Origin of the sequence: Streptococcus sp. 2342 (genome assembly GCF_013276795.1) — a bacterium.
In the GTDB taxonomy this organism is placed as follows: Bacteria; Bacillota; Bacilli; order Lactobacillales; family Streptococcaceae; genus Streptococcus.
Genome location: NZ_VMLR01000016.1, coordinates 1 through 6416, shown reverse-complemented (window position 1 = coordinate 6416; position 6416 = coordinate 1). Strand labels below are relative to the sequence as shown.

The 6416-nt window shown below is 38.9% G+C and carries 8 protein-coding genes; 6 read left to right on the top strand and 2 right to left on the bottom strand.

Translation table 11 applies throughout. The features are described from left to right. Positions 1-251 (bottom strand): helix-turn-helix domain-containing protein (locus HT689_RS09360; RefSeq protein ID WP_173226882.1); only part of this gene is annotated, 251 nt, incomplete at its 3' end. 264 nt (positions 252-515) lie between these two features. On the opposite strand from HT689_RS09360, the gene gap reads away from it, so the two are divergent. Next, positions 516-1526 (top strand): type I glyceraldehyde-3-phosphate dehydrogenase, encoded by a 1011-nt coding sequence (gene gap, locus HT689_RS09355; RefSeq protein ID WP_173281001.1) that lies wholly within the window; start codon positions 516-518, stop codon positions 1524-1526. A 68-nt stretch (positions 1527-1594) separates the two neighbouring features. Here gap and HT689_RS09350 read toward each other — a convergent pair whose 3' ends face one another. Beyond that, positions 1595-2470, bottom strand: coding sequence for an RluA family pseudouridine synthase (locus tag HT689_RS09350; RefSeq protein WP_240148125.1), 876 nt, complete (start codon positions 2468-2470; stop codon positions 1595-1597). Between the two features lie 86 nt (positions 2471-2556). On the opposite strand from HT689_RS09350, the gene pbp2a reads away from it, so the two are divergent. From pbp2a to HT689_RS09325, 5 genes are all read left to right on the top strand, one after another. Then, positions 2557-4752, top strand: a complete 2196-nt coding sequence (pbp2a, locus tag HT689_RS09345; RefSeq protein WP_166727426.1) for a penicillin-binding protein PBP2A — start codon at positions 2557-2559, stop codon at positions 4750-4752. A gap of 52 nt (positions 4753-4804) precedes the next feature. Next, positions 4805-4957, top strand: coding sequence for a 50S ribosomal protein L33 (gene rpmG, locus HT689_RS09340; protein WP_001809375.1), 153 nt, complete (start codon positions 4805-4807; stop codon positions 4955-4957). A gap of 9 nt (positions 4958-4966) precedes the next feature. Next, on the top strand, positions 4967-5143 hold the full coding sequence (gene secE, locus HT689_RS09335) for a preprotein translocase subunit SecE (protein WP_001210991.1): 177 nt from the start codon (positions 4967-4969) through the stop codon (positions 5141-5143). Positions 5144-5197: 54 nt separating this feature from the next. Beyond that, positions 5198-5734 (top strand): transcription termination/antitermination protein NusG, encoded by a 537-nt coding sequence (nusG, locus tag HT689_RS09330; protein WP_000376739.1) that lies wholly within the window; start codon positions 5198-5200, stop codon positions 5732-5734. Between the two features lie 119 nt (positions 5735-5853). Continuing rightward, positions 5854-6333 carry a sigma-70 family RNA polymerase sigma factor gene (locus HT689_RS09325; protein WP_173226880.1) on the top strand — a complete coding sequence of 160 codons (480 nt, stop codon included), beginning with the start codon at positions 5854-5856 and terminating at the stop codon, positions 6331-6333. Positions 6334-6416: the final 83 nt, after the last annotated feature.

Genomic DNA, 6416 nt, shown 5'->3' with positions numbered 1-6416 from the left:
ATCTTCTTATAGCCACAATTCTGTCTTCTTTTAGGACATCCATTACAGACAAAGGGAGCTTTGTCGAGTAGAGGGCAAGGAAGGTTATGGCATGTAGACTCTCGGATTTGTCTGTTTCGTTTGACTTCTTTAGAAACAGTAGTTGGGTCTTTTAGAATGGATTGTCCAATAGCTTTGAAGGTTTCACCGCGCTCTAAGCCCAATTGGATATCATTACGGTCTGAAAGGGTAAGGTGTTTATGTTTTGTCATAGTGAGCCTCGTTTCTAACTCAAACGTCTCATACTTAATTCCACCATAAAAATCCGTTTTAGACTAATTTCCACTTTGGTTAGGCAAGTGGAAGTTACTTTGAGAAGTTAGCTAAAAAAGAAACTAACATAGAAAAACAATGCCCGTACTTGCAATTAAACTTAAATAGTTATATAATAGGTTTGTTGAAAGGTGATTTGTAGTGATTCAAGTTACTCTTTTCACAATAAAAATTTCATGATTTTCATAAGGAGGAAATCACTAATGGTAGTTAAAGTTGGTATTAACGGTTTCGGACGTATCGGTCGTCTTGCTTTCCGTCGTATCCAAAACGTAGAAGGTGTTGAAGTTACTCGTATCAACGACCTTACAGATCCAGTTATGCTTGCACACTTGTTGAAATACGACACAACTCAAGGTCGTTTCGACGGTACTGTTGAAGTTAAAGAAGGCGGATTTGAAGTTAACGGTAAATTCATCAAAGTTTCTGCTGAACGTGATCCAGAACAAATCGACTGGGCTAACGACGGTGTAGAAATCGTTCTTGAAGCTACTGGTTTCTTTGCTAAGAAAGCAGCTGCTGAAAAACACTTGCACGCTGGTGGAGCTAAAAAAGTTGTTATCACTGCTCCTGGTGGAAACGACGTTAAAACAGTTGTATTCAACACTAACCACGACGTTCTTGACGGTACTGAAACAGTTATCTCAGGTGCTTCATGTACTACAAACTGCTTGGCTCCTATGGCTAAAGCTCTTCAAGATAACTTTGGTGTTGTAGAAGGATTGATGACTACTATCCACGCTTACACTGGTGACCAAATGATTCTTGACGTACCACACCGTGGTGGTGACCTTCGCCGTGCTCGCGCTGGTGCTGTAAACATCGTTCCTAACTCAACTGGTGCTGCGAAAGCTATCGGTCTTGTAATCCCAGAATTGAACGGTAAATTGGACGGAGCTGCTCAACGTGTTCCTGTTCCAGCAGGTTCTGTAACTGAGTTGGTAGCAGTTCTTGAAAAGAACGTTACTGTTGACGAAGTGAACGCAGCTATGAAAGCAGCTTCAAACGAATCATACGGATACACTGAAGATCCAATCGTATCTTCAGATATCCTAGGTATGTCTTACGGTTCATTGTTTGACGCAACTCAAACTAAAGTTCTTGACGTTGACGGTAAACAATTGGTTAAAGTTGTATCATGGTACGACAACGAAATGTCATACACTGCACAACTTGTTCGTACTCTTGAATACTTCGCAAAAATTGCTAAATAATTCATGAGTCGATAAAAAGCAAGGCCTCTTGGTCTTGCTTTTCTTATATGGAAAAATGGATGACACAATCATCCATTCTTTTTTATTTCTCTTTCGAAAGTATCTGAAAGGGCAGTGAAGCTTAATTTTTCTAATGTAAGTGGATGGGTAAAGGAAAGTCGGAAGGCATGAAGCATAAGCCGACTTATCTTTGAATTGCTGTTATAGAGAGGGTCGCCCAAAATAGGGAAGTTATGATGCGAAAGGTGTACACGGATTTGATGGGTTCGACCTGTCTTTAGTTTGCAATGAACCAAGGAAGTCTTGTTTTGGAATTGCTTTAATCTGCTTACATGTGTTTCAGCATATTGCCCATTTTTTGTATCAACTATTCGCTTTCTGCGGTCATGGCGATCACGTCCGATTTTGTCTCTGAAAACAAGTTCTTTGCTGTTGATATTTCCGTCAACGAGTGCCCAATATTCCCTAGAAATCTCTTTTTTCTCCAATAAGCGGTTGAGAATGGGCAGGATAAAAGGATTTTTGGCAAAGAGAACTAAGCCACTGGTTTCCATGTCCAGACGATGAACGACATAGCAGGTTTGGTCAACGTAGGCACTGACATGGTTAAGAAGAGCGATTTCGTTTGGCTGGTTACCGTGGGTTTTCATACCCTCTGGTTTGTTGACAATAACTAAGTGTTGATCTTGATAAACTTCCTGAACGAGGTTTGGGTTGCCCCAAGGAATTTCTTTTTCGGGATAATCTTCCTCGTCAAAAGTCAACTGGCAAACATCTCCAGGACTTACCATCTCGTTCCAGTGAACTTCTTCTTGATTTATCAAAATGTGTTTCTTGATTCTCAAAAAATGACGGATTTTTCTAGGGATGAGGAGTTGTTCCTCCAGTAATTGCTTAACCGTCATTTGAGGTAAAGAGGCGGGTAATGTAAATGTGAATTGCATACAGATATTGTAACAAAAAAAGCCCTATTTGGATAGGAAATAGCTAAATTCTTGTCTTCCTATGATGAAGATGATAAAATAAACGCATGAAATTAGATAAATTGTTTGAGAAATTTCTTTCTCTTTTTAAAAAAGAAACAAGTGAACTAGAGGACTCTGATTCTACTAGCTTACGTCGCTCTCGCAGTGATCGAAAAAAATTAGCCCAAGTAGGTCCAATTCGAAAATTCTGGCGTCGCTATCATCTAACAAAGATTGTCCTTATACTAGGTTTGAGTGCAGGCTTGCTAGTTGGAACCTATTTGTTTGCTGTAGCTAAGTCAACCAATGTCAATGATTTGCAAAATGCCTTGAAAACTCGAACTATCATTTTTGACCGTGAAGAAAAAGAGGCTGGTGCCTTGTCTGGTCAAAAGGGAACCTACGTTGAGCTGACTGACATCAGTAAAAACTTGCAGAATGCTGTTATTGCGACAGAAGACCGCTCTTTCTATAAAAATGACGGGATTAACTATGGTCGTTTCTTCTTGGCGATTGTCACTGCTGGTCGTTCAGGTGGTGGTTCTACTATTACCCAACAGCTAGCTAAAAATGCCTATTTGTCACAGGATCAAACTGTTGAGAGAAAAGCGAAAGAATTTTTCTTGGCTTTAGAATTAACAAAAAAATATAGTAAGGATCAAATTCTAACCATGTACCTTAACAACGCTTATTTTGGAAATGGTGTGTGGGGTGTAGAAGATGCGAGTAAGAAATACTTTGGAGTTTCTGCGTCAGAAGTGAGTTTGGATCAAGCTGCGACTCTGGCAGGGATGCTCAAAGGACCGGAACTGTATAATCCTTTGAATTCCGTACAAGATTCGACTAATCGTCGCGACACTGTCTTACAAAATATGGTTGCAGCAGGATATATTGATAAAAACCAAGAAACCGAAGCTGCAGAAGTTGATATGACTTCGCAATTGCACGATAAGTATGAAGGGAAAATCTCAGATTACCGCTATCCTTCTTACTTTGATGCGGTGGTTAATGAAGCTGTTTCCAAGTATAATCTAACAGAGGAAGAGATTGTCAATAATGGCTACCGTATTTACACAGAGCTGGACCAAAACTATCAAGCAAATATGCAGGTTGTCTATGAAAATACATCGCTATTTCCGAGGGCAGAGGATGGAACATTTGCACAATCAGGAAGTGTAGCTCTTGAACCGAAAACAGGAGGAGTTCGTGGAGTTGTCGGTCAAGTTGCTGACAATGATAAAACTGGATTCCGAAATTTCAACTATGCAACCCAATCAAAACGTAGCCCTGGTTCTACAATTAAGCCTTTAGTTGTTTATACGCCTGCAGTTGAAGCAGGTTGGGCTTTGAACAAGCTCTTGGATAACCATACCATGCAGTATAACAGCTATAAGGTTGATAACTATGCAGGAATCAAAACGAGTCGAGAAGTTCCTATGTATCAAGCCTTGGCAGAATCGCTTAATCTACCTGCTGTTGCCACTGTTAATGATTTGGGCCTTGATAAAGCTTTTGAGGCAGGCGAAAAATTTGGACTCAACATGGAAAAGATAGACCGTGTTCTTGGTGTCGCTTTAGGAAGCGGTGTTGAAACCAACCCTCTGCAAATGGCTCAAGCATACGCTGCCTTTGCAAATGAAGGTTTAATGCCGGAAGCTCATTTTATTAGTAGAATTGAAAATGCTAGTGGTCAGGTTATTGCGAGCCATAAAAATTCACAAAAACGAGTGATTGATAAAGCTGTAGCTGACAAGATGACTAGTATGATGTTGGGGACGTTTACTAACGGTACCGGTATTAGTTCATCGCCTGCAGATTATGTTATGGCAGGGAAAACTGGTACAACCGAAGCTGTTTTTAATCCTGAATACACAAGTGACCAGTGGGTAATTGGCTATACTCCGGATGTAGTGATTAGTCACTGGCTTGGTTTTCCGACCACTGATGAAAATCACTATCTAGCAGGATCTACTTCAAATGGTGCAGCCCATGTCTTTAGAAACATTGCCAATACCATTTTACCTTATACGCCAGGAAGTACCTTCACAGTTGAAAATGCATATAAGAAAAATGGAATTGCACCAGCTAACACAAAAAGACAAGTACAAACCAATGATAATAGCCAGACAGATGATAATTTGTCTGATATTCGAGGACGTGCGCAAAGTCTAGTAGATGAGGCTAGCCGGGCTATCTCAGATGCGAAGATTAAGGAAAAGGCTCAAACAATATGGGATTCGGTAGTCAATCTATTTCGCTAAGATGCTTGTCAAAGCCTAGCTTTCTTGTTATAATAGATAAGATGGAGGCGTTATGGCACTAAAAAAAGCAAGCCTAGCTTGTGCGGTTTGTGGTTCGAGAAACTATTCAATCAAGATTAGTGGAAACCCCAAGCCTACACGACTAGAAGTAAATAAATTTTGTAAGCATTGTGGTAAGTACACTACACACAGAGAAACGAGATAGGAGAGAGCGATGCGTTTTATTGGAGATATTTTTAGACTTCTTAAAGACACAACATGGCCAACTCGCAAGGAAAGCTGGAGAGATTTTCGTTCTATCATGGAATACACAGCTTTCTTTGTAGTAATTATTTACATTTTTGACCAGTTGATTGTTTCAGGTTTGATTCGATTTATTAACATTTTTTAGAAGGTTAGTGGAGTTATTTACACTAGAAATCTTCTATTTATGAAAGGAAATATCATGGATAGTTTTGATAAAGGGTGGTTTGTTTTACAAACTTATTCTGGTTATGAAAATAAGGTAAAAGAAAATCTATTACAACGTGCACAAACCTATAATATGTTGGATAATATTCTACGCGTTGAAATTCCAACACAAACTGTGCAAGTTGAAAAAAATGGAAAGAGAAAAGAAGTAGAAGAAAATCGCTTTCCAGGTTATGTTCTTGTAGAAATGGTGATGACAGATGAAGCTTGGTTTGTTGTGCGAAACACACCAAATGTTACAGGATTTGTCGGATCACACGGGAACAGATCAAAACCAACTCCATTATTGGAACAAGAAATTCGTGACATTTTGGTATCTATGGGACAAACTGTACAAGAATTTGATTTCGATGTTGAGGTTGGTCAAACTGTACGTATTATTGATGGCGCTTTTGCAGACTACACTGGTAAGATTACAGAAATTGATAATAATAAAGTGAAAATGATTATCTCTATGTTTGGTAATGACACAGTTGCAGAAGTAAACCTAAACCAAATTGCGGAATTATAACCCTAAGAGAGGCTTGTCCTCTCTTTTTTGTGCAGTTTAGACGGTGTAGGGAACAGAACGGGGGAAATAACCAAATTAGCTTCATGATTTGTTAAACTGTAAATAGAAAGGAGAACATGATGCTTAAAGAATTGTATGAAGAAGTCCAGGGGAGTGTATATAAGTGTAGAAATGAATATTACCTTCATTTGTGGGAGTTATCGGACTGGGATCAAGAGGGAATGATATGTCTACATGAATTGATTAGTAGAGAAGAAGGGCTGGTAGAAGATATCCCACGCTTACGTAAATATTTCAAAACAAAATTCCGGAATCGAATTTTAGATTATCTCCGTAAGCAAGAAAGCCACAAACGAAGATATAATAAAGAACCCTATGAAGAAGTGGGTGAAATCAGTCATCGTATAAGTGAGGGCGGTCTGTGGCTAGATGATTATTATCTCTTTCATGAAACCCTAAGAGATTATAGAAACAAACAAAGTAAAGAGCAACAAGAAGAGCTAGAACGCGTCTTAAGAAATGAACGATTCCGAGGTCGTCAAAGAGTATTAAGAGACTTACGTATTGTGTTTAAAGAGTTTGACATCTGTACTCATTAGGAATTCATGCAAAAAAAAATTAATAAAAAATTTTAAAAAAGGTGTTGACAAGTCAGAAAAAGCCTGTATAATAGTAAGAGTTG